The 21,130-nt window shown below is 68.1% G+C and carries 22 protein-coding genes; 13 read left to right on the top strand and 9 right to left on the bottom strand.

Translation table 11 applies throughout. From position 1 onward, the window contains the following. Nucleotides 1-9: 9 nt before the first annotated feature. Entirely contained in the window at nt 10-606 is a 597-nt protein-coding gene (locus tag BLQ14_RS00570; protein WP_092497141.1) for a L,D-transpeptidase, read from the top strand. A 21-nt stretch (nt 607-627) separates the two neighbouring features. On the opposite strand, the gene hemH is transcribed toward BLQ14_RS00570, so the two are convergent. Together hemH and BLQ14_RS00560 are read right to left on the bottom strand one after the other, a co-directional pair. After that, on the bottom strand, nt 628-1,677 hold the full coding sequence (gene hemH, locus BLQ14_RS00565) for a ferrochelatase (RefSeq protein ID WP_092497139.1): 1,050 nt from the start codon (nt 1,675-1,677) through the stop codon (nt 628-630). A gap of 53 nt (nt 1,678-1,730) precedes the next feature. Next, a complete protein-coding gene (locus BLQ14_RS00560; protein ID WP_092497137.1) occupies nt 1,731-2,573 on the bottom strand; it encodes a methyltransferase domain-containing protein in 843 nt (280 codons plus the stop codon). Between the two features lie 30 nt (nt 2,574-2,603). Here BLQ14_RS00560 and BLQ14_RS00555 point away from each other — a divergent pair, with 30 nt between their 5' ends. From BLQ14_RS00555 to BLQ14_RS00540, 4 genes are read left to right on the top strand one after another with little or no spacing between them, the layout of a single operon-like run. Continuing rightward, entirely contained in the window at nt 2,604-3,347 is a 744-nt protein-coding gene (locus BLQ14_RS00555; RefSeq protein WP_245656784.1) for a ComF family protein, read from the top strand. Nucleotides 3,348-3,387: 40 nt separating this feature from the next. Continuing rightward, nucleotides 3,388-3,648 carry a glutaredoxin 3 gene (gene grxC, locus BLQ14_RS00550; protein WP_092498258.1) on the top strand — a complete coding sequence of 87 codons (261 nt, stop codon included), beginning with the start codon at nt 3,388-3,390 and terminating at the stop codon, nt 3,646-3,648. Continuing rightward, nucleotides 3,645-4,496 carry a carbon-nitrogen hydrolase family protein gene (locus tag BLQ14_RS00545; RefSeq protein ID WP_281220835.1) on the top strand — a complete coding sequence of 284 codons (852 nt, stop codon included), beginning with the start codon at nt 3,645-3,647 and terminating at the stop codon, nt 4,494-4,496. Before grxC ends, BLQ14_RS00545 begins: the two co-directional genes overlap by 4 nt. Beyond that, complete coding sequence (locus BLQ14_RS00540) at nt 4,480-4,923, top strand: MarR family winged helix-turn-helix transcriptional regulator (RefSeq protein WP_092497135.1); 444 nt, start codon at nt 4,480-4,482, stop codon at nt 4,921-4,923. Before BLQ14_RS00545 ends, BLQ14_RS00540 begins: the two co-directional genes overlap by 17 nt. Nucleotides 4,924-4,973: 50 nt before the next feature. Here BLQ14_RS00540 and ubiG read toward each other — a convergent pair whose 3' ends face one another. Continuing rightward, nucleotides 4,974-5,717: a bifunctional 2-polyprenyl-6-hydroxyphenol methylase/3-demethylubiquinol 3-O-methyltransferase UbiG gene (ubiG, locus tag BLQ14_RS00535; protein WP_092497133.1), complete on the bottom strand. Its 744-nt coding sequence runs from the start codon at nt 5,715-5,717 to the stop codon at nt 4,974-4,976. Between the two features lie 75 nt (nt 5,718-5,792). Between ubiG and pip the strand changes: the two genes are divergently transcribed. The 5 genes from pip to BLQ14_RS00510 all read left to right on the top strand — a co-directional run bounded on the left by pip (nt 5,793) and on the right by BLQ14_RS00510 (nt 12,350). Further along, on the top strand, nt 5,793-6,788 hold the full coding sequence (gene pip, locus BLQ14_RS00530) for a prolyl aminopeptidase (protein ID WP_092497131.1): 996 nt from the start codon (nt 5,793-5,795) through the stop codon (nt 6,786-6,788). A gap of 101 nt (nt 6,789-6,889) precedes the next feature. Continuing rightward, nucleotides 6,890-7,879, top strand: coding sequence for an ABC transporter permease (locus BLQ14_RS00525; RefSeq protein WP_092497129.1), 990 nt, complete (start codon nt 6,890-6,892; stop codon nt 7,877-7,879). Next, nucleotides 7,876-9,075, top strand: a complete 1,200-nt coding sequence (locus BLQ14_RS00520) for an ABC transporter permease (protein WP_092497127.1) — start codon at nt 7,876-7,878, stop codon at nt 9,073-9,075. The genes BLQ14_RS00525 and BLQ14_RS00520 overlap by 4 nt, the downstream gene beginning before the upstream one ends. Next, nucleotides 9,072-10,715, top strand: a complete 1,644-nt coding sequence (locus tag BLQ14_RS00515; RefSeq protein ID WP_092497125.1) for an ABC transporter ATP-binding protein — start codon at nt 9,072-9,074, stop codon at nt 10,713-10,715. The genes BLQ14_RS00520 and BLQ14_RS00515 overlap by 4 nt, the downstream gene beginning before the upstream one ends. An 81-nt stretch (nt 10,716-10,796) precedes the next feature. Continuing rightward, nucleotides 10,797-12,350 (top strand): ABC transporter substrate-binding protein, encoded by a 1,554-nt coding sequence (locus BLQ14_RS00510; protein ID WP_092497123.1) that lies wholly within the window; start codon nt 10,797-10,799, stop codon nt 12,348-12,350. Between the two features lie 60 nt (nt 12,351-12,410). Here the strand turns inward: BLQ14_RS00510 and arfB are convergent, their stop codons facing one another. The 6 genes from arfB to BLQ14_RS00480 all read right to left on the bottom strand — a co-directional run bounded on the left by arfB (nt 12,411) and on the right by BLQ14_RS00480 (nt 17,564). Next, nucleotides 12,411-12,830: an alternative ribosome rescue aminoacyl-tRNA hydrolase ArfB gene (gene arfB / locus BLQ14_RS00505; RefSeq protein WP_092497121.1), complete on the bottom strand. Its 420-nt coding sequence runs from the start codon at nt 12,828-12,830 to the stop codon at nt 12,411-12,413. Between the two features lie 243 nt (nt 12,831-13,073). Next, nucleotides 13,074-13,694: a queuosine precursor transporter gene (locus tag BLQ14_RS00500; RefSeq protein WP_092497119.1), complete on the bottom strand. Its 621-nt coding sequence runs from the start codon at nt 13,692-13,694 to the stop codon at nt 13,074-13,076. 105 nt (nt 13,695-13,799) lie between these two features. Beyond that, on the bottom strand, nt 13,800-14,693 hold the full coding sequence (locus BLQ14_RS00495) for an esterase-like activity of phytase family protein (RefSeq protein WP_092497117.1): 894 nt from the start codon (nt 14,691-14,693) through the stop codon (nt 13,800-13,802). After that, nucleotides 14,666-15,580, bottom strand: a complete 915-nt coding sequence (mepA, locus tag BLQ14_RS00490; protein ID WP_092497115.1) for a penicillin-insensitive murein endopeptidase — start codon at nt 15,578-15,580, stop codon at nt 14,666-14,668. The genes BLQ14_RS00495 and mepA overlap by 28 nt, the downstream gene beginning before the upstream one ends. Next, on the bottom strand, nt 15,577-16,944 hold the full coding sequence (locus tag BLQ14_RS00485; protein WP_092497113.1) for an MFS transporter: 1,368 nt from the start codon (nt 16,942-16,944) through the stop codon (nt 15,577-15,579). Before BLQ14_RS00485 ends, mepA begins: the two co-directional genes overlap by 4 nt. A gap of 86 nt (nt 16,945-17,030) precedes the next feature. Continuing rightward, nucleotides 17,031-17,564: an acyl-CoA thioesterase gene (locus BLQ14_RS00480; RefSeq protein ID WP_092497111.1), complete on the bottom strand. Its 534-nt coding sequence runs from the start codon at nt 17,562-17,564 to the stop codon at nt 17,031-17,033. A 141-nt stretch (nt 17,565-17,705) separates the two neighbouring features. Between BLQ14_RS00480 and BLQ14_RS00475 the strand changes: the two genes are divergently transcribed. The 3 genes from BLQ14_RS00475 (at nt 17,706) to yaaA (ending at nt 21,129) form a co-directional block, all read left to right on the top strand. After that, entirely contained in the window at nt 17,706-17,993 is a 288-nt protein-coding gene (locus tag BLQ14_RS00475) for a YggT family protein (RefSeq protein WP_092497109.1), read from the top strand. A 267-nt stretch (nt 17,994-18,260) separates the two neighbouring features. Next, a complete protein-coding gene (gene recQ, locus BLQ14_RS00470) occupies nt 18,261-20,306 on the top strand; it encodes a DNA helicase RecQ (RefSeq protein WP_092497107.1) in 2,046 nt (681 codons plus the stop codon). Nucleotides 20,307-20,334: 28 nt separating this feature from the next. Next, nucleotides 20,335-21,129, top strand: a complete 795-nt coding sequence (yaaA, locus tag BLQ14_RS00465) for a peroxide stress protein YaaA (protein WP_092497105.1) — start codon at nt 20,335-20,337, stop codon at nt 21,127-21,129. Nucleotide 21,130 lies beyond the last annotated feature (1 nt).

Here is a 21,130-nt window from a genome sequence, read left to right as displayed (position 1 = left end):
AAACAGGCGATGACGGACAGGACAAAGACCGGCATGAGCCGGCGGGCACTCCTGGTGACAGGTGCCGCGGCGCTCGGCGCGGCGGCGTCCCCGGCGCTTGCCCAGACCATCGAATTCGAGAAACAGGTGAATCCGGGCACGGTGCGGCGCAACATATCGGCCTTCCGCATGCTGCACTGGCAGCCCTATTTCGACGATCTGAAGAACGGCGCGATCCTTGTCGACACGATCTCCCGCGCGCTGCACTTCTGGTCGGAGGACGGGCAGACATACAAGCTCTATCCCACCAGCGTGCCGCTCAGCGAGGAGCTCACCCGCCGCGGCCGCACGCGGGTAGTGCGCAAGGTCGAGGGGCCGAGCTGGCGGCCGACGCCCTCGATGAAGAAGCGCTACCCCGACTGGCCCGACTACGTGCCGCCGGGGCCCGACAACCCGCTCGGCACGCATGCGCTGTATCTGTCGTGGCAGTACTACCGGATCCACGGCACGCACGACACGCGCAAGATCGGGCGGCGCTCGTCGAACGGCTGCATCGGCCTTTACAACGAGCACATCCAGGAGCTGTTCAATCTCGCCAAGGTCGGCACGCAGGTGCTTCTGATCTGAGACGACCGCGCGCGGCTGGCTTCAGTCAAGCCAGCCGGCGAGGTTGCGCGCCGCCACATCGGCCAGAAGCGCGATGTGCGCCTCGTCGTCGTTGAGGCAGGGGATGTAGGTGAAGCTCTCGCCGCCGGCCTCGAGAAAGGCGTCGCGGATCTCCTCGTTGATCTCCTCCAGCGTCTCGATGCAGTCGGCCGAGAAGGCGGGCGCGATCACCGAGATGCGCTTCTTCCCGGCCGTGGCGAGGCGGGCGACCTCCTCCACCGTGTAGGGCTTGAGCCACTCCTCCGAGCCGAAGCGCGACTGGAAGGCGGGCACGACGCGGCCCTCCTCCCACCCGAGGCGCTCGCGCAGAAGCCGCGTCGTTTTCACGCAGTGGCAGTAGTAGGGGTCGCCCTCGGTCAGGTAGCGCTCGGGCAGGCCGTGGTAGGAGGCGACGAGCACGTCCGGCTCGGCGCCCGTCTCCGCGACCGAGCGGCGCACGGAAGCGGCAAGCGCGTCGATATAGGCGGGTTCGTCGTAATAGGCCGGCACGGTGCGGATGGCGGGCTGCCACTTCTCCTCCATCAGCGCGCGGAAGAACTGGTCATTCGCCGTGGCCGTGGTGGTGGCCGAATACTGCGGATAGAGCGGAAAGAAGAGGATGCGCGTGCAGCCCTTCTCGCGCAACGCGCGCAGGCGCGAGGCGGTGGAGGGGTTGCCGTAGCGCATGCAGAAATCCACCTCGACCGCATCGCCGAAACGCTCGGTGAGCGCGGCGCGCAGCTTCTCGGTCTGCGCGCGGGTGATCGTCAGCAAGGGGCTCTCGTCGCGCTCCTCGTTCCAGATCGAGCGGTAGGCCGCGCCGGAGGTGAAGGGGCGCTTGGTGAGGATCACGAGTTGCAAGAGCGGCTGCCAGAACCACGGCGAATAGTCGATCACCCGCCGGTCGGACAGGAACTCGTTGAGATACCGGCGCATGGACCAGTAGTCGGTGCCATCCGGCGTGCCGAGATTGGCGATGAGCACGCCGACCTTCTGGGGCGGGATCGGCGGATGATCGGCGGGGGCATGTTCGGGCCTTGCGGCTTCGGTCATGGCGGCGGTCCCTCTCTGGAGTCCGGGGTGAGATAGCGGCTGAGGCAGGGCGGTCAATCGGTCGGCATGTCGCCGGGGCGCCGTTCGACGGTGCCGAGCGCATCGGCAAGCCTTTGCGCCGCCGAGCCGGGGCGGAGCGGCTTTTGCTGCGAGGGGTGCGGCGCCCAGCCGGTGAGCACCACCATCTCGAAGGTTGCCGGAATGCGCCCGCCCGGGCGGGCGTGGGCCCTGGCATAGAGCTCGGCGGCGGTGGTGAACAGGGCGCGCGGCGGCGTGCGGCGATGGCGCTGGGCGAGCGCGTTGGTCTCGCCCATGGCGCGCAGGTCGCGCATCAGCGCAAGCGCGTCGGGGTATTCCACCGTCACGTCGATGGCGTCGGCCACGGGCAGGGCGAACCCCGCCCGCTGCAGGAGCGTGCCGAGGTCGCGGATCTCGCCCATCGGGGCGACGCGGGGGGAGGCGCCCCCCGTCAGCGCGATCTCCGCTTGCAACAGGGCCGCGCGCAGCTCGGTGAGCGTGCGCCCGCCAAAGAGGATGCCGAGAAACAGGCCGTCGGGCTTCAGCGCACGCAGGCACTGGATGAGCTGGCCCACCGGGTCGTTGGCCCAGTGCAGCGCCAGCCCGTGGATGACGAGATCATGCGCCGCGGGCTCCAGCGTGAGGATCTCATCGTCAGGCACCACCCGTGCGGCGGGAAAGCGCGCCGACCACGGCGCGGGAAAGCCCGTCACCACCGCGGGCGCCGTAAAGGCCCTGTTAACCAGAGCCAGTCTCTCCTTGATCTCGCCCGCGGCGTAGTCGTGCAGAAACAGCGCCGGCTCGGCCATGGCGGCGGCGCGGGCGCGGTGGCGGGCAAGCGCCGCGCGGTCGACGAGCTGGGGCGGGGAGTGCGTCATTTCCCGTCTCTCTAGCCGATGGAAGGAGGGATGCAAGGCCCGCTCATGAAGGAGCTCATCAGCCTCGTGTATCCGCCCCGCTGCGTGGCCTGCGGCGAGCAGGTGCTTGACGAGGGCGGGCTGTGCGGGCCGTGCTGGCGGCAGACGCCCTTCATTACGGGCCTTGTGTGCGACCTCTGCGGCGTGCCGCTCATCGGTGCGGCAGAGGAGGGGGTGGCGGAATATTGCGATGACTGCCTCGGCGTCCTGCGCCCGTGGTCGCGGGGGCGGGCGGCTCTTGTCTATGCCGGGCAGGGGCGGCGGCTGGTGCTGAAGCTCAAGCATGAGGACCGGCACGATCTGGTCGCGCCGATGGCGCACTGGATGGCACAGGCGGCGCGGCCGCTTCTGCAGGGCGCAAGCGGGGAGGTGGTGGCGGTGCCGGTACCCTTGCACTGGCGGCGGCTCATGGCGCGGCGCTTCAACCAGTCCGCGCTTCTTGCCCGCGGGGTGGCGCGGCGGCTTGGCATCGCCTGCGCTCCCGCGGCACTGCGCCGCATCCGCCACACCGCGGAGCAGGAGGGCCGGGGGCATGACGCGCGCTTCGCCAATCTCGCCGGAGCGATCGTGCCGGGCCGCCGCGCGCGCGAGCGCCTCGCGGGCCGCACGGTGCTCATCGTCGATGACGTGATGACATCGGGCGCCACGCTTTCGGCGGCGGCGGAAGCGGCGCGTGCATCCGGTGCAAGGGAGGTTTTCGCGCTGGTTCTGGCGCGCGTTGCGAAGGCGCCCTAAATCCCCCATCATCGCGGCGTTCCGGTGCAATGGGCAAATGATGAAGAAGGTCGAGATCTATACCTCGCCGTTTTGCGGCTACTGCCACATGGCCAAGCGGCTTCTGACGCAAAAAGGCGTCGCGTTTCACGAGATCGACGTGATGCGCGAGCCGCATAGGCGCGAGGAGATGGTGCGCCGTGCTGCCGGCGGCTACACCGTGCCGCAGATCTTCATCGGCGAGACGCATGTGGGCGGTTGCGACGACCTCTACGCGCTCGAACAGGCGGGCAAGCTTGATCCGCTTCTGGAGGGCGCGTGAGCCGCATTGCCCTCATCCAGATGACAAGCTCCGACACGCCGTCGGAGAACCTCGAGACGCTGCGCGCCATGCTCGGCGAGGCGGCGGCGGGGGGCGCGGAATTCGTGCTGACGCCTGAGGTGACGAATTGCGTCTCGCTCAGCCGGGCGCGCCAGCGCGAGGTGCTCCGCCGCGAGGCCGATGACCCCACGCTTGCCGCCATGCGCGAGGAGGCGGCGCGGCGGGGGCTCTGGCTTCTGATCGGCTCGCTCGCGCTCAAGGGCGAGGACGAGGCGGACGGCCGCTTTGTCAACCGCTCCTTCCTCATCGCGCCTTCGGGCGAGATTGCCGCGCGCTATGACAAGATCCACATGTTCGACGTGGAGATCGGCGGGACCGAGAACTTCCGCGAATCGGAAGGCTTCCGCCCCGGTGACCGCGCGGTGCTGGCCGAGACGCCCTTTGGCCGGGTGGGGCTCAGCATCTGCTATGACCTGCGCTTTCCGGCGCTCTACCGGGCACTTGCCAAGGCGGGGGCTGAAATCCTGACCGTGCCGGCGGCGTTTTCGCCGGTGACGGGTGCGGCGCACTGGGAAGTTCTTGTGCGCGCGCGTGCCATCGAGAATGGCTGTTTCGTGCTTGCTCCGGCGCAGTGCGGGCTGCATCCCGCGCGCGAGGGGCGGCAGCGGCGCACCTGGGGGCACAGCCTCGCGGTCGGGCCCTGGGGCGAGGTGCTGGTGGACGCGGGCGCGGCGCCGGGCGTGGTCTTTGCCGAGATCGACCGGGAGAAGGTGGCGAAGGCGCGCCGGCGCGTCCCTTCACTCTTCCATGACCGCCCCTTTGGAGGACCGGATGGCCGAGACGATTGACAGCCTGTCCATTGCGCTGTTCGGCGAGCTCCTGATGGCCGATCAGCTGGCGCGCAGCCGGCTGGCCAAGGCGTTGCCGAAGGGGATGGAGCTGAGCCATTTCGCGGTGCTCAATCATCTGGCCGGATCGGGCGCCGAAAAGACCCCGGCGCAGCTTGCCCGCGCCTTCCACGTCACGCGCGGTGCGATGACCAACACGCTCAACCGATTGGAATGGGCGGGTTACGTTCATGTCCGCCCCGACTGGGAAGATGCCCGCCGCAAGTTCGTCTCGATCACCCCGGCGGGGCGGCGGGCGCGCGATGCCGCGATCGACTCGATCGCGCCGATTCTGGGCGAGGTGGTGCAGGCGGTCGGGCCCGAGCGGGTGCGCGCGGTGCTGCCCGTCTTGCGCGAGCTGCGCATCAGGCTTGAGCGGGAAGAGTAGCCTGCTCTCACGGACGGAACGGAGGGCATGTGCCCGGCCCGGTGGGCATCTCAGGGCCTGCGGGCGGCCGTGACGTAGTTGACCGACAGGTCGCGCTCCGAAATCGACCAGCTCCAGGTGAGAGGGTTGAAGACGAAGCCCTTGGCATCGAGCGGCTCGAGCCCCGCAGCCTTGCTCATGGCGCGCAGCTCATCGGGTGTGATGAAACGCCGCCAGTCATGGGTGCCGCGCGGCAGCCAGCGCATCACCCATTCCGCCCCGACGATGGCCAGCGCGAAGCTCCTTGCCGTGCGGTTGATGGTGGAGCAGATCATCAGCCCGCCGGGCTTCAGCAGCTCCCGGCAGGTGGCGAGAAAGGCGCGCGGGTCGGCGACATGCTCGACCACCTCCATGTTCAGCACCACGTCGAAGCGCTCGCCCGCCTCGGCCAGCGCCTCGGCGGTGGTGTGGCGGTAGTCGATGGCAAGCCCCGACTGCTCGGCATGGATGCGGGCGACATGGATGTTGCCCTCGGCGGCATCGGCGCCCACGACTTCGGCGCCGAGCCGGGCCATGGGCTCGGAAAGCAGTCCGCCGCCGCAGCCGATGTCGAGAAGCCGCAGGCCCTTGAACGGCGCCTCCTCGCGCAGGTCGCGTTCGAACTCGGCCTCGATCTGGCGGGTGATGTAGTCAAGCCGGCAGGGGTTGAGCATGTGCAGCGGCTTGAACTTGCCGTGCGGATCCCACCACTCGGCGGCCATGGCCTCGAACTTGGCGATCTCGGCGGGGTCGATGCTGGTCTGACTGGCTTGCATTCCGGCGCTCCTGCTGCATGCTCGTCATGCGCCCGGATCGGTCCGGGTGCAAGGTGTTACGCAGGGCGCGCGGTGATGGATCGGAACAGAGGCGGCAGGCAAGCGGGTCACGGGCTCTATCCGCCGCTCGATCCGTTTGACCAGCGCATGCTGCCGGTGGGCGATGGTCATGTGATCTATGTCGAGCAATGCGGCAACCCCGATGGCGTGCCGGTGGTGGTGCTGCATGGCGGGCCCGGCGGCGGCTGCAGCCCGGCGATGCGGCGCTATTTCGACCCGCGGCATTACCGCGTGGTGCTGTTCGACCAGCGTGGTTGCGGCCGCTCGCGCCCGCATGCAAGCGTGGAGGCCAACACCACCTGGCATCTTGTCGCCGACATCGAGGCGATCCGGCAGGCGCTGGGCATCACCGCCTGGGCCGTCTTCGGCGGCAGCTGGGGGGCGACGCTGGCGCTCGTCTATGCCCAGACCCACCCCGAAAGGGTGCGTGCGCTGATCCTGCGCGGGGTGTTCCTGATGACCCGCGCCGAGCTTGACTGGTTCTACGGCGGCGGGGCGGGGCAGTTCTGGCCCGAGCTCTGGGCGCGCTTCAAGAGCCAGATACCCGAAAGCGAGCAGGGCGATCTGATCGCGGCCTATCACCGGCGGCTGTTTTCGGGCGATCTGATGCTCGAGACGCGCTTTGCCCGCGCCTGGGCCGCTTGGGAAAACGCGCTCGCCTCGATCGACAGCAACGGCCACGCCGGCGAGAGCCCCGCCGACTACGCCCGCGCCTTTGCCCGGCTCGAAAACCACTATTTCATCAACGGCGGATTTCTGGAGCGCGACGGCCAGATTCTCGAGGACATGCCGCGCATCGCCCACATCCCCGGCGTCATCGTGCAGGGCCGGTATGACATGATCTGCCCGCCCGTGTCGGCCTGGCGCCTCAAGCAGAGATGGCCCGCGGCGGAACTGCGGATGGTGGCGCGCGCAGGCCATGCGCTCTCGGAGCCGGGGATAACGCAGGAGCTCGTGCGGGTGATGGACCGGCTCTCATACGGGCCGCTGGCCCGGCCGGGCCTTACCTGACGTCACCCTCCTTGCCGCGATGCCAAGGCAAGATTCTTGCCTTTACACTCGCGTGTCAGCCGTTAACGTTGCGCACATACGGGGAGGGGGCAGAAAGAGCCTTGGGAGCAATCCTGAAGATCATAGCGCAGCGGCTGGTGCTCGGGGGTGTCACGCTGCTGGTTGTGTCGCTGGTCATCTTTCTCGCGGTCAACGCGCTTCCGGGCGATTTCGCCGAAGCGATCCTCGGGCAAGGCGCCACGCCGGAGGCGATCGAGGCGATCCGCCGCGACCTCGGCCTCGACCGGCCGCTGTGGGAACGCTACCTCGTGTGGCTCGCGCGCATGCTTCAGGGCGACCTGGGGGTCAGCTTCGCGCAGCTCAACTTCCAGTCCAACCTTGGCGGCACGCAACTCAAGACCGTGGCCGAGCAGATCGCCCCGCGCTTTGCCAACACCATCTTCCTCGCTGGCGTGACTGCCGCCATCGCGGTGCCGGTGTCGCTGATGCTGGGCGTTCTCGCCGCGCTCTATCGTGGCTCGATCTTCGACCGTGCCGCGAACATCTTCACGCTCACCTCGATCTCGAGCCCGGAATTCTTCCTCGCCTACATCCTGATCCTGTTCCTTGCGGTGCTGAACCCGGTGTTTCCCTCGCTGTCGAACATCTACGAGGGGATGAGCTTTTTCGACCGGCTCGAGCGCACCATGCTGCCCGCGCTGACGCTGACGCTGGTGGTGACCGCCCACATGATGCGCATGACCCGCGCGGCGATCATCAACCTGCTCGCCAGCCCCTACATCGAGATGGCGCGGCTCAAGGGGCTTTCCCCGATGCGGGTGATCGTGGTGCACGCGCTGCCCAATGCGCTGGCGCCGATCATCAACGTCATCGCCCTCAACCTCGCCTATCTCATCACCGGCGTGGTGGTGGTGGAGGTGGTGTTCGTCTATCCCGGCATCGGCCAGCTCTTCGTGGACAGCGTGAAGATCCGTGACATCCCGGTGGTGCAGGCCTGCTGCCTGATCTTCGCGGGGGCGTACATCCTCCTCAACCTGACGGCCGACATCCTGTCGATCCTGTCGAACCCGCGGCTGAGGCACCCGAAATGAGCTTCTGGGCGACGATCCTTCTGAGCCTGGCCGCGATTGCCGTGGCGGCATGGGTGTTTCGCTGGGGGGGTCAGAAGCTGACGAACAACCGCCCCTTCTTCCGCGACATGCCGTTTGGCGTGGCCTTCGGTTATGTATTCGGCGCGGTGGCGCTTGCGGGCGTCGTCCACCTTTATGTGCTGGCGCGCACCCTGCCGCCGGCGGAGGCGAACAAGTATTTCTTCTTCCGCCTCGCGGTGGAGGGCTTCATCGGCTTTTCCATCGCCGCCTGGCTCTTTCGCGCGGCCGGCCGGCGGATCGGCACGCAGGCATCCCGCAAGCTCTTCCGCCAGATGCCGCTGACCGCCGCCTTCGGCATCATGATCATCCTCGCCTACGCCTTTGTGGCCATCTTCGCCGGGTGGCTCGCGCCCTATGGCCAGGAGGAGGTTCTGGGCGCGGCCAATGTCGTGCCCGGCGGCGACCCGGCGATCGGTGGTGATCCGCGCTTCCCGCTCGGCACCGACCAGATCGGCCGCGACATTCTCTCGCGCCTCATCTACGGGGCGCAGAACACCGTGGGCATCGCCTTTGTCACCACCGCGCTGGCCTTCTTCCTCGGCGGCAGCTTCGGCTTTCTCGCCGCCACGCTGGGTGGCTGGCTCGATCAGCTCCTGAGCCGCTTTGTCGATGTGCTGATGGCCATTCCCGCGCTCATCTTCGCGCTTCTCCTGATGACCATCGCCACCGTCTGGGCGCCGAAGCTCGGCATTCCGCTCACCGTCTTCATGGTCATCATCATCGCGGTGATCGATTCCACCCGCGTCTTTCGGCTGGCCCGGGCGGTGGGGCTCAACATCGTGGTGATGGACTATATCGAGGCGGCGAAGCTCAGGGGCGAGGGGCTGGGATACCTCATCTTCCGCGAGATCCTGCCCAACGCCTATGCGCCGCTTCTGGCGGAGTTCGGGCTGAGGTTCTGCTTCGTCTTTCTCACCATCGCCTCGCTCAGCTTCCTTGGCGTCGGCATCCAGCCGCCGCTTGCCGACTGGGGGACGATGGTGCGGGATCTCGCTCAGTTCATCAATTTCGCCGCCTTCGCGCCGCAGGTGGCCGTGGCACCGCTGCTGGCGGCAGGCGCCATCGCGCTTCTGACCGTGGCGGTCAATTTCGTCGTCGACTGGATGCTGCAGAAATCCTCGGGGCTGAAGGAATGAGCCGGCTTCTCGAAATGCGGGATATCTGGATCGAGGGCCGCACCGACGAGGAGTGGATTCCGATCATCAACGGCGTCGACCTGACGCTCGACAAGGGCGAGGTGCTGGGGCTGATCGGCGAATCCGGTGCCGGCAAGTCGACGCTGGGGCTGGCGGCGATGGGCTACACCCGCGACGGTGTGCGGATCAGCAAGGGCAGCGTCGTCTTTGACGGCATCGAGCTCACCACCGCCCCGGCGAGGGTGAAGCGCGATCTTCTCGGCCGGCGCATCGCCTATGTGGCGCAGTCGGCGGCGGCGAGCTTCAACCCCGCGCATCGGCTGATCGACCAGCATGTGGAGGCGCCCGTCGTCCACAAGGTGATGAGCCGTGAGGAGGCGATGCGCGATGGCATCGAGCTTTACCGACGCCTGCGCCTGCCCAACCCCGAGGAGATCGGCTTTCGCTACCCGCATCAGGTCTCGGGCGGGCAGCTGCAGCGGGCGATGACGGCAATGGCGATGTCGTGCCGGCCCGATCTCATCATCTTCGACGAGCCGACGACGGCGCTCGACGTGACCACGCAGATCGAGGTGCTGGCGGCGATCCGCGACATCGTCGAGCAGTTCGACACCGCGGCGATCTACATCACCCATGACCTTGCGGTGGTCGCCCAGATGGCCGACCGCATCAAGGTGCTCTTGAAGGGTGACGAGGTGGAGGAGGCGCCCACGCGCGAAATGCTGGCGCATCCGAAGGAGGATTACACCAAGTCGCTCTGGGCGGTGCGCAGCTTCCAGCGGCCGCAGAAGCCGCCCGCGCCCCCCGATGCCACCCCGGTGATCCGGGTCGATCACGTCACTGCCGCCTATGGCAAGGTGCCGGTGCTGTTCGACGTCTCCTTCGACATCCACGCCGGCCGCACCGTGGCGGTGGTGGGCGAGTCGGGCTCGGGCAAGTCCACCGCGGCGCGGGTCATTACCGGGCTTCTGCCGCCGCGTCAGGGACAGGTCTTCTTCAAGGGCGAGCCGCTGCCCGCCGACTACCGCCACCGCACGAAGGACCAGCTGCGCCAGGTGCAGATGATCTATCAGATGGCCGACACCGCGCTGAACCCGCGCAAGACGGTGGGCGAGATCATCGGCCGTCCGGTGGAATTCTACCTCGGCCTCAAGGGAACGAAGAAGCGCGAGCGCGTGCGCGCGCTTCTCGACGCCATCGAGCTTGAGCCCGACGAGTTCATCGACCGGCTGCCCGGCGAACTTTCCGGCGGGCAGAAGCAGCGCATCGGCATTGCCCGCGCGCTCGCCGCCGAGCCCGAGTTCATCATCTGCGACGAGGTGACGAGCGCGCTCGACCAGCTCGTGGCCGAGGGCATCCTGCGGCTTCTCGCACGCCTGCAGGACGAGCTCGGGCTGAGCTACATGTTCATCACCCATGACCTTGCCACGGTGCGCGCGATCGCCGACGAGGTGGTGGTGATGAAGGACGGGCGTGTGGTCGAGTCGGGGCCGAAGGACGAGATGTTCACCCCGCCGCACCATCCCTATACCGATCTTCTCTTGAGCTCGGTGCCGGAGATGGATCCGGACTGGCTGACAAATCTTCTCGCCGAGCGCGGAGTTGAGAACATCGGCGATGCTGCGGCTGGTAGAATGTAGGCGAATCACCCGGGCGAGGGGCCGGGAGATCAACCGGCGGCATGTGCCGCCCAAATCTTGAACCGATCAGGGAGAGACTGAATGACACGTATCAGCAGACGCGGACTTCTCGGCAGCTCGGTTGCCGCGGGCGTTCTTGCCGCCACCGGGGTGCCGGTCTTCGCGCAGGCGAAGCGCGGCGGGCATTTCAAGGCCGGGCTTTCCGGCGCCAACACCTCCGACAGCTGGGATGGGCGGACGCACTCCGACCTGTTCATGATCGCCTCCGCACAGGGCGCGGTCTTCGACAGCCTCACCATGGTTGCCGCCGACGGCACGCTGGTGGGCGAGCTCGCCGAAAGCTGGGAAGCCTCGCCGGACGCCAAGGTGTGGACCTTCAACCTGCGCAAGGGCGTGACCTTCCACAACGGCAAGTCCTTTGGCGCCGATGACGTGATCGAGTCGCTGCAGATGCATGTGGCCGAGGGCGCCAAGTCGGCAGCGAAGCCCATTGTCTCGGCGATCGCCGAGATGAAGAAGCTGGGCGAGCATCAGGTGCAGTTCACGCTTCAGTCGGGCAACGCCGACTTCCCCTACCTGATGTCGGACTATCACATCCTGATCTATCCGGCGGGGATGATCGAGGAGGCCATCGCCAAGGGCATCGGCACCGGCCTCTATCAGGTCGAAAGCTTCGACCCCGGCGTGCGGATGGTCGCCAAGCGCTACCCGAACCACTACAAGGGTGACAGCGCGGGCTTCTTCGACTCGATCGAATACATCGCCATCAACGACAACACCGCGCGGATGAACGCGCTCCTCACCGGGCAGGTGCACGCGATCAACCGCATCGACTTCAAGACCGAGGCGCTTCTGAAGGCCAACCCGGCGGTGCGCATCCAGGAGGTGACGGGCAACCAGCACTACACCTTCGCGATGCTGACGGATGTGCCGCCGTTCAATGACGTGAACGTGCGGCGGGCGCTGAAATACGCCATCAAGCGGCAGGAGATGGTCGACAAGATCCTGCTCGGCCACGGGATGGTGGGCAACGACCACCCGATCGGGCCGGCCAACCAGTATTTCGCCGCCGACCTGCCGCAGCTCGAATTCGACCCTGACAAGTCGCGGTATTACCTCAAGCAGGCCGGGCTCGACTCGCTCGACATCGACCTGAGCGCCTCGAACGCCGCCTTCGAGGGCGCGGTGGATGCGGCGCTCCTCTACCAGGCTTCGGCGAAGGAGTGCGGGATCAACATCAACGTCATCCAGGAGCCCGCGGATGGCTACTGGTCGAACGTGTGGCTGAAGAAGCCCTTCTGCGCCGTCTACTGGTCGGGCCGGGCCACGGAGGACTGGATGTTCTCCACCGCCTATGAGGAGGGCGCGCCCTGGAACGACAGCCAGTGGGACAGCAAGGACAGCGCCCGCTTCCAGGAGCTCCTGAAGCTCGCCCGCGCCGAACTCGACAGTGAGAAGCGGCGGGCGATGTATCGCGAGATGCAGGACATCCTGCGCACCGACGGCGGCGTAATCATCCCGATGTTCGCCAACTACGTGCAGGGGGTGAGCAACCAGATCGCCACGCCCGAGATCATCGGCAATCTCTGGCAGATGGACAACGCGCGGATGGCGGAGCGCTGGTGGTTCGCCTGATCTCCACGGCCTGAAATGCCAAACGCCCCGCCCTCGCGGCGGGGCGTTTTCGTTGTGCGGCTATTCCTCCTCGATGCGCCCGCGTTGGGCCTTCACGGCCGCGCGCCGCTTCTTGGCGGCAATCCGCCGCTCGATGCTGCCCTTGGTGGGGCGCGTCGGCACGCGGCGCTTGGGCTTTTCCAGCGCCTTGCGGATCAGCTCGGCAAGCCGCTCGCGGGCGATCTCGCGGTTGCGCGTCTGGCTGCGCGTGTCCTCGACGCGGATGACGATCTCGCCGCTGTCGGTCCAGCGCCGCCCGGCAAAGCGCTTCAGGCGCCGTTTCACCGGCTCGGGCAGGTGCGGGGAGCGTTCGGCGGCGAAGCGCAGCTCCACCGCGGTGGAAACCTTGTTCACGTTCTGCCCGCCGGGGCCCGAGGCGCGGGTGAACTGCTCTGTGAGCTCCCAGTCGGCGATGGCGATGTCGTCGGTGATGCGCAACATGCGCGCGCTCCACAATGCGGAAAGGGCCGCCCTCAGGCGGCCCTCCGAGTTCTCGCGGAGATGGGCCAGTTAGAGCCTCGGCCCAATCGGAGGCGTTCTGCCTTCGGGGCTGCCCTCAGGCAACCGGCCCTCCGACTGTTCCGGCACCTCTCTCCAACATCCCTCTCGACACTGGACCACCTCCTTTCTTCTGGTTGCTGCTGAAGGCAAGGTTGGCACAGATCTTGGGGATGTCAAAGATTTTTACACAGCCTGTGGCCGCAGCCAGCCGATGATGAGGCGGAAGGGCACCAGCGCGACCAGGGCAAGCGAGAGCTTGACCATCCAGTCGGCGACGGCGAGCGACACCCACAGCGGCGACTCCGGCCCAACCCCGAGCAGCGGCAGCACCTCGTTTGCCCAGCTCACATCGTTGGAGGGCTCGATCCAGCTGAAGGCGGCGGCGAAAGCGATGGAGAAGAAGATCGCCGTATCGAGCGTGGATCCGACGAGGGTGGAGACGAAGGGCGCGCGCCACCAGACGCCCTTGCGCAGCCGGTCGAAGACGAAGACGTCAACCAGCTGGGCCACGAGGAAGGCCGTGCCCGAGCCGATGGCCACGCGGAGCGTCACGAGGGGGCCGAATTCGCCTTGAATCTGGCTGCCGATCAGCGAGCAGATCACGCCGGTGACGAAGCCTGCAAGCACCACCTTGCGGGCGGTGGCCGCGCCATAGACACGGTTCATCACGTCGGTGACGAGAAAGGCGAAGGGATAGGTGAAGGCCCCCCAGGTCAGCCACTGGCCGACGAGATATTGCACGAGGATGTTCGAGGCCACGACGACGGCGGCCATGGCGATGATGCCGGGAAGAAGGCGCTGCATGTTCATGGTGTTCCGTTTTGACAAGGTTGCGGAGACTTGGCCCCGCCTGGGCTGGCATGCCGCGCGGGACGCGGTCACATAGCGCCTGGTGAGGCTTCCGGCAAGTCATTCCTCAATGGCGTATTCGACGAATTCGGTGCGCTGCAGCAGCGGGTTGTTGTTGTCATCGGAGATCATCGTGAGGCGGATGCGCCCCGCCCCGTCGCGCCACACGGCGATGCCTTCGAGGTTGTCGTGTCGGCCGATTTCCGTCTCAAGCTCCACGCGCTCGCCCTCGAGCCCGCCTGACGTGACGGCAAAGCTGCGCACGCGGGTGGCGAAACCGAAGAAGCCGCCGAAGCGGCGCTCGAGCACATAGAGCCGCCCGTCCGGCCCGAAATCCGCGCCGACCACGAGAAACGCCCCGCGCCGCGGGATGCGGGCGAAGGTGCGCCAGCGCGCGCCGGGCTTCGCGCGGTAGAGCTTGTAGGGCCGGTCGAGCGCGCCGGAGCGCTCGGGGATGGCATAAAGCGCGCCATCCGGTCCCATCGCCAGCGCCTCGATGCCGGAGTTGCGCTGGAGCCGGGTGAAGTCGATGTGCAGGCGCAAGGGGCGTGCGGGCGCGGTGGGGGTTGCATAGGCCCAGATGCGGTGGCCATGCTCGAAGGAGACGTAGATCGTGCCATCGGGGCCGATGGCCAGCCCCTCGGCATCCCCGCCGAGGCCGTGCATGGGCTGGCCATTGGTATCGGGCAGGCGGAGGATCGGGCCGGCCTCGACGCCGATGATGCGCCCTTCGCCGTCGCGCCGAAAGCGGCCTTCGACGAAGCGCGCGCCTTTGTCGGCGTTGGCGGCAAAGCGTGTGCCGTCCGCCGAGACCTCGAGGCCCGAGAAGCCGCCGAAGCCGCGCACGCTCTCCGTCCAGCGCCAGGCACCGAGAAACACCGCCTCGGCAGCGGCGGGCGCGGTCAGGGCGAGAAGAAGCGCGGTGATCAGCGCGCCGAGAGCGTGGCGAGGCATTGCGCGGGCAGATCGGCGAGCGTCAGTTGCGGCCGGGGTTTCGGCGGCGGCGCGTCAGGGTCGGGCGGCGGCGGGTTGAGGATGCGCTCGACCCAGCCTTCGGCTTCGGCGCAGCCGTCGCCGGGCGGGGGTGGCGGCTGATCGGTGCAGGCGGTCGAGCCCTCGGGGCATTTCAGGCGTACATGGAAGTGATAGTGATGTCCCCACCACGGCCGCACCTTTCTCAGCCAGCGCCTGTCGCCGGTTTCGTCGCGGCACATCTGCACCTTGGCGCCGGGAAAGACGAAGATGCGCGCCACCGCCGGATCGCGCGCCGCCGCGCGGATGATGGCGTGGTGCTGCGCCGTCCAGTTCTCGTTGACATAGGCGCCGGCCGCCCGGCGGGTGGAGATGGAGCTGAGCGTTTCGCGCTCCTCGGCCGAGAGGTCGAGCCGTTTCGGCGGCAGCATCCAGATGTCCACGTCAAGCCCGATCTGGTGCGAGCGGTGGCCCGTCAGCATCGGCCCGCCGCGCGGCTGGGACATGTCGCCCACATAGAGCCCTGCCCAGCCGGGCTGGGTCGCGGCGAAGGCGGAGAGGCGCCTGACGAAGGCGATGAGCTCGGGATGGCCCCAGTTGCGGTTGCGTGAAAGCCGCATCGCCGCCCAGGTCGGGCCGGTCTCGGGCAGGCGCTCGGCGCCGGCGAGGCAGCCGCGCGCGTAGCTGCCGATGGCGGCGGGCGGCTCGGGCGAGGGGGTGGAGAGCCGGCCGAAGAGCTGCTTTGCAACGGCAGCGAGATCGAAGTTCGCCGCGCTGTGGCTGACGACGATGCGCGCGGCCTCGTTGCCGCTGCCGCAGCCGGCAAGGGCGGCGAGTAGGGCGAGTGAGGTGAGAACGGGGCGGATCATGGGGTTTCGCGGTGTCCCTCGGGGCGGACCCACAGTAGCAGGACAAGCCCCAGAAGGAAGAGCGCGATGAGCGGGGTGACGCCCATGCGCTGGCTGCCGCTCAGATCGGTGGTGACGGCGATGGCCGCGGGGGCGAGGAAGGTGGTGGCCTTGCCGGCAAGCGCATAGAGCCCGAAGGCCTCGGTCATGCGCGCGGGGTTGGCCTGGCGCACCATCATGGTGCGGCTCGCCGCCTGCAGCGTGCCGCCCGCCCCGCCGATCACCCCGCCGCAGATGTAGAACAGGATGTCGGGCAGCGCCGAGCTCTGCGCAAGCGGCAGCCCGAACACCGCCTCGCGCGAGATGCCGACAATGACGATAGCCGTCAGCGTGAGCGCGAGGATCGAGGCAACGATCACCGGTTTCGGGCCGAAGCGGGCATCGGCCTTGCCGCCCAGCCAGGCGAAGAGCGCGCCGGTGAGCGCGGCCATGATGCCGAAGATGCCGATGTCGATCACGCTCCAGCCCAGCACGCCCAGCGCATAGATGCCGCCGAAGGTGTACATGCCGTTGAGCGCGTCGCGGTAGAACATCGACGAGCCGAGATAGGCCGAGAGCGAGACATTCCGCGGCAGCCGCCTGAGCGTGGCCCACAGATCCCGCAGCCCCTGCGCCACGCTGGGCCCGCGCACGACCTCCGCGCGCGGCTCCTTCACCCAGGCGAAGAAGGGGATCATGAAGACGGCATACCAGAGCGCCGTGAAGGGGCCGACAAAGCGCGTGCCCTCGCGCGCCGCCGGGTCGAGCCCGAGCGCGGGCGGGGTGCCGAGCATGGTCACGCCCTGGGCGTTTTCGGCGAAGAAGGCGAGCATGATGACGAGCGATAGCACGCCGCCGACATAGCCCCAGGCCCAGCCCGAGCCGGAGATGCGCCCGATCTCCGGGTCTTGGCCCAACGCGGGCAGAAGCGCGTTGGTGAAGATGGTGGCGAATTCCATGCCGATGAGGCCGATGCCGAAGGCGACAAGCAGGAAGACGACGCTGAACTGCCCCGGCGCGGAGAACCACAGCGCGCCCGCGCCCACCACGTAGAGCACCGAGAAGGCCCGGATCCACGGCATGCGGCGCCCGGCGGAATCGGCGATCGCGCCGAGAACGGGCGCGAGAAAGGCGATGAGAAGCCCCGCCGTGGTCAGCCCGTAGCCCCACCAGGCCTGCGCCTCGGCGCGCGCCGCCTCATGGGGCACACCTTCGCCCTCGAGCCGGGCGATGACGATTTCGGCGAAATAGGGGCCGAAGATGAATGTGAGAAGCAGCGTGTTGTAGGGCTGGCTTGCCCAGTCGAACATCATCCAGCCGAAAATGCGCTTGCGGCGCTCGTCCATGGCGCGTCTCCCCCGTCCCGGCCCGATCAAACGGTCAAAACCGGCGCTTGGCAACGGGAAACGGGGGCTGATCCTTGCCTGAGGCTTCAGCGTTCCGGTGGCCAGGGGCGACGGTTTTCGAGTTCGACCCAGCCGGCGACCCAGTCTGGCAGCTTCGGGGCGTTGCCCTCGACACCGAGTGCGGCGGCGACTTCGGCGGTCGGCACGATGCCCGACGGCCCGGTGATGGCGCTGCGGTAATGCACCTGGCTGGCGCATTCGCCGTTCTTCTTCCACATCGACTGCTCGATGTAGATGAAGCGCTCGTCCCAGCCCACGCAACGGCTGTGAATCTCCACCGTCTCGAAGGCGCGCACGCGCCGGCGCCAGCGCACCACGGCGCCCGCCATCGTCAGCCCCCAGCCGCGCGCGCGCAAGACGCGCACAAGACCGATGCGCATGGCCAGCGGGATGCGGCCGAGGTCATAGAGCGTGAGCGAGCGGCCGTTGTTGAGCTCGGCCCACATGTCGATGTCCCACGGCCAGCAGGTCAGCGTCGTCACATGGGTTCCGTCCACCGGCAGGGGTGGGGCCTTGCGGTGGCGGATGAGCTCCTTGGCCATGCGGATGAAGGGATACATCGGGCACGCTCTCCTGCCGTGATGACGACCGATTGCGGGCAGGCTGCCCGAACGTCAAGCCGTGACGCGGCGGCAGCGGGTTGTCATGTGCGGGCGCGCGCCTTACCTCTGCGCGAAACCCGCAATGCAGGGACGCATCCCATGACCTCGCTCTTTCAGATCCTGATGCTCGTGCTCGACGTGGTGTGGTTCATCATGATCGCCCACATCATCATGAGCTGGCTGATCTCCTTTCAGGTGCTCAACCTGCGCCAGCCGCTGGTGGCGCAGATCTGGCACGGGCTGAACAGCCTTCTCGAGCCGATCTATCGCCCCATCCGCCGGGTGCTGCCGCCGATGGGTGGGCTCGACCTTGCGCCGCTGGTGGCGCTCATTGGCGTCTATGCCATCCGCATCATCCTCGTGAACAACATGCACGCGTTCATGTGACGGAGGCACACTCGAGGTTTTGACATCCCCTGCCGCGGGGTGCCGGTTCCCGTAGCGCTTATGTTTCGCCCGGCCGTCAGGCCGGGCAGCGCCCGACCCGCCCCCCCACTGGGCGGGCGCTTCGCTGCCCACCCCGCCGGGCCGGCCGCTGCCCTTCGTGCGTGTTCAGGTCAAGGCGCGCAGAGCGCCTGAGATCGGGTCTTGTTGGCGATTCGTTCATGTGAAACTGTTCCGCTCGAGGCGAGCAGTGCGCATGAACGAGGGACCATGAGCCGCGCAGAGGCGATCCTTTCCGACATCTTCGGGTTTGACAGCTTCCGCCCCGGCCAGCGCGAGATCGTGGAGGCCGTGGCCGCGGGGCGCGATGTGCTGGCGATCATGCCCACGGGCGGGGGCAAGTCGCTGTGCTACCAGCTGCCGGCGCTCATGCGCGAGGGCGTCACGGTGGTGATCTCGCCGCTGATCGCACTGATGCGCGACCAGGTGCGCGCGCTCAGGGAGGCCGGCGTGGAGGCGGGCGCGCTCACCTCCGGCAACACCGAGGAGGAGACCGAGGCCGTCTTTTCCGCGCTGGAGGCGGGGCGGCTGAAGCTTCTCTACATGGCGCCCGAGCGGCTCGCCTCCACCGCCACGGCGGCGATGCTCAGGCGCATCGGCACCAGCGCCATCGCCGTGGACGAGGCCCATTGCGTGAGCCAATGGGGCCATGACTTCCGCCCCGATTACCTGCGCATCGGCGAATTGCGCCGCCGCCTCGGCGTGCCTCTTGCCGCCTTCACCGCCACGGCCGATGCCGAGACGCGACAGGAGATCGTCGCCCGCCTCTTCGAGGGTCGCGCGCCGCAGACCTTCATCCACGGCTTCGACCGGCCCAACATCCACCTCGCCTTCGCGCCGAAGGACCGCCCCCGCGCGCAGATCCTCGCCTTCGCTGACGCCCGGCGCGGGCAGTCGGGCATCGTCTATTGCGCCACGCGGGCCAGGACCGAGACGCTGGCGCGTGCTCTGACCGAGGAAGGCCACGCGGCGGCGGCCTATCACGGCGGCATGGAGGCCGAGGCGCGGCGGGAGGTCGAGGCGCGGTTTCAGCGCGAGGACGGGCTCATCGTGGTGGCCACGGTGGCCTTCGGCATGGGGGTGGACAAGCCCGACATCCGCTGGGTGGCGCATGCCGATCTGCCCAAGTCCATCGAGGCCTATTATCAGGAGATCGGCCGCGCGGGCCGCGATGGGGCGCCTGCCGAGACGCTGACGCTCTTTGGCCCCGACGACATCCGCCTGCGCCGCGCGCAGATCGACGAAAGCCTCGCGCCCCCCGAGCGCAAGGCTGCCGATCACATGCGCCTCAACGCGCTTCTGGGGCTCGCCGAGGCGGTCGAGTGTCGCCGCCGCCGGCTTCTGGCCTATTTCGGCGAGGCCGAGGCGGAGCCCTGCGGCAACTGCGACCTGTGCGACGCGCCGCCCGCGACCTTCGACGGCACGGAAGCGGTGCAGAAGGTGCTCTCGGCTATCCTCCGCACCGGCCAGAGCTTCGGCGCGGGGCATGTCGTTGACATTCTCACCGGCACGCTGACCGACAAGGTGGCGGCGCGCGGCCATGACCGGCTGCCCACCTTCGGGGTGGGGCGAGAGTTCGACCGGCGCGGCTGGCAGGCGGTGATCCGGCAGATGCTGGGCCATGACCTCATCCGCCCCGACCCCGAGCGGCACGGGGCGCTCGTCATGTGCGGAGGCGCGCGGGCGGTGCTGAAGGGGGAGGCGGCAATCACCCTCAGGCGGGACAGCGTGGCGGCGGCGTGGCGCCGGCCCGTGGCGCGGGCGCTGGTGGCCGAGGAAGATGCGCCGCTCCTTTCGGCGCTGAAGGCCAAACGCCGGGCACTCGCCGAGGCCCAGGGCGTGCCGGCCTATGTGATCTTTCCCGACCGCACGCTGATCGAGATGGCCGAGAAGCGCCCCGTCACGCTTGACGAGATGGCGCGCATCTCGGGCGTGGGCGCGAAGAAGCTCGAGCGTTACGGGCCGGCCTTTCTCGCCGTGATCACCGGCGAGGCGGCGGCCACCGCGCATCCCGCGCGCAGGCGGCTTGCCGGCCGCGCGGCGGGCACGCTCTATGACCGGCTTCTCGAGGTGCAGGCGCGGCTCTCGCGCGGCGCCTGTGGCACGGAAAAGCCGCTGAGCTGTTCGGCCTCGCAGCTCGCAAAGCTTGCCGAGCTGCGCCCGCGCGATGCCGGCACGCTGGCGGCCATTCTGGGCGAACGGCGCGCGGAGCGCTTTGCCGAGGCGTTTCTCGAAGTGCTGCGCGAGGCGTGCTAGTCTGGCGGCGCCATCAAGGGGAGATGAGATGCTCGTCGTTGTCTCACCGGCCAAGCGGCTTGACCTTTCCTCCGACCCCGCGCTTGCCCGGAGCAAGCCGGAGTTTCTGGCCGAGGCGAACCGCCTTGCCGCCCGCGCCAAGCGGCTGACGCTCACCGAGCTCAAGGCGCTGATGGGGCTTTCCGACAGCCTCGCGCGGCTCAACCGCGACCGCTTTCGCGCCTGGGAGGATGACCCCGCGCCTCAGAGCACTCGCGCCGCCGTCTTCGCCTTTGCCGGCGATACCTATGTGGGGCTCGAGGCGAAGAGCCTTGAGCCCGAGACGCTCGACTATGCCCAGCGGCACTTGCGCATCCTCTCCGGGCTTTACGGTGTGCTGCGCCCGCTTGACGCGATTCAGCCGCACCGGCTGGAGATGGGCACAAGGCTGAAGACGCGACGCGGGCGCAACCTCTATGACTACTGGCGCGATCTGCCCGCGCGCGCGCTCAACGCCGCCGCCGAGGAGGCAGGCACGGCTATTCTCGTCAATTGCGCGAGCCGCGAGTACTTCGCCGCCGTCGATCGCGCACGGCTGAAGCTGCGGGTGATCGAGCCGGTGTTCATGGAAGACCGCGGCGGCACGCCGAAGATTGTCAGCCTGTTCGCCAAGCGCGCGCGGGGGGCGATGGCGCGCTTCATCCTCGAGCGGCGGATCACCGACCCAGAGGGGTTGAAGGATTTCGACAGTGGCGGCTACCGCTTCCGCCCCGAGATGAGCGAGGGCGAGAGGCTCGTCTTCGTGCGCGGCGAGGAGGCGGCGCGCGAAAGCGCGGCCGCCTGAA

It is taken from the genome of Meinhardsimonia xiamenensis (assembly GCF_900102905.1).
Lineage (GTDB): Bacteria > Pseudomonadota > Alphaproteobacteria > Rhodobacterales > Rhodobacteraceae > Meinhardsimonia > Meinhardsimonia xiamenensis.
Note: the sequence above shows the minus strand (reverse complement) of the source record. Positions and strands in the feature narration are given on the sequence as shown.